Source organism: Legionella sp. km772 (assembly GCF_003989735.1).
In the GTDB taxonomy this organism is placed as follows: domain Bacteria; phylum Pseudomonadota; class Gammaproteobacteria; order Legionellales; family Legionellaceae; genus Legionella.
Window position 1 is genome coordinate 1 of the sequence record NZ_RZGQ01000373.1, and the last position, 1,056, is coordinate 1,056.

Genomic DNA, 1,056 nt, shown 5'->3' on the forward strand with positions numbered 1-1,056 from the left:
ATCAAATAATCACTATAAAGATCAAGCATATCCATTTAATTCCCTCCCTAAAATTAAGGGCGGAATTCTAATGCTTTTTAGTCAAACTACAAGTTTATGTGCGTAACATGAGTAACTTATCAAATTCTTGTTGAAAGCTAGCCAACTTCTCACTAGATTTAGTCGGCGGGGTTTTGAAAAAGCTAATTTTATCGTGTGGCCCCGTAAACACATTGGGTATGGCAAATAGGATCTTATCCAGTACATGCAGAAAACCTTTTACAAAACTAACTAAAGGATTTCCGCCCCCATACCAACTACCGCGGTGGTTTACAAACTCCTTATTGGCAGTTGTAACGGCACCATGTATCTCCTTTATAAACTCCTCAAGACTGGTAGGGCTTAGTTTTTGGCCAAAAAATTTAGTTTGTGCAGTGCTAAGCTCTTTATTTAATTGTACCGCGGCTTGTGCAACGAGCTTATAGCGAGAATCATATTCGGGGTTAGCTTCGGTTCCTTTTAAAATTAATTCATCAGTTTTTATTTTAAGTTCTTTACACAAAACTTCAAATTGTCTTTTAGCCTCATTTACTTGCAGACTTTTCCAAAAGGAGTCAGTCAGCTCAAGCGCAGTCAGATCATTCGTATGACGGGTAAAATGTTTTACGTCTTTGCCAATATAGGCATTAGGGCCTGTTGTATAAACCTGAGGAAATTTAGCCCATGAGGTATCTAAATTTTGATGGGACGGTAGAGGTTTCCCATGTTTTAAAATTTCTCCATCGCCAATATGTCCATGTACAAAATTAACTTTAATTCCTGAACTTGTTTCAGTAATGAGCTCATTCCCAACCACTCTATTCCAAACTAAACGCTGCAACGGCTGGGTGTCTGGGGGAACAGGGGAATAAGGATCTGCCGGTCCTTCATCATCAATTAGCTTACCTAAATCTTTACTAATGAACTCATGTTACGCACATAAACTTGTAGTTTGACTAAAAAGCATTAGAATTCCGCCCTTAATTTTAGGGAGGGAATTAAATGGATATGCTTGATCTTTATAGTGATTATTTGATT

Annotated in this window: 1 protein-coding gene; it reads right to left on the minus strand. The window is 37.8% G+C overall.

Annotation, left to right across the window (positions count from 1 at the left end; translation table 11 throughout):
- Positions 1 to 94: 94 nt before the first annotated feature.
- A complete protein-coding gene (locus ELY15_RS15975) occupies positions 95 to 940 on the minus strand; it encodes a hypothetical protein (protein ID WP_370449450.1) in 846 nt (281 codons plus the stop codon).
- Between the last annotated feature and the right edge of the window lie 116 nt (positions 941 to 1,056).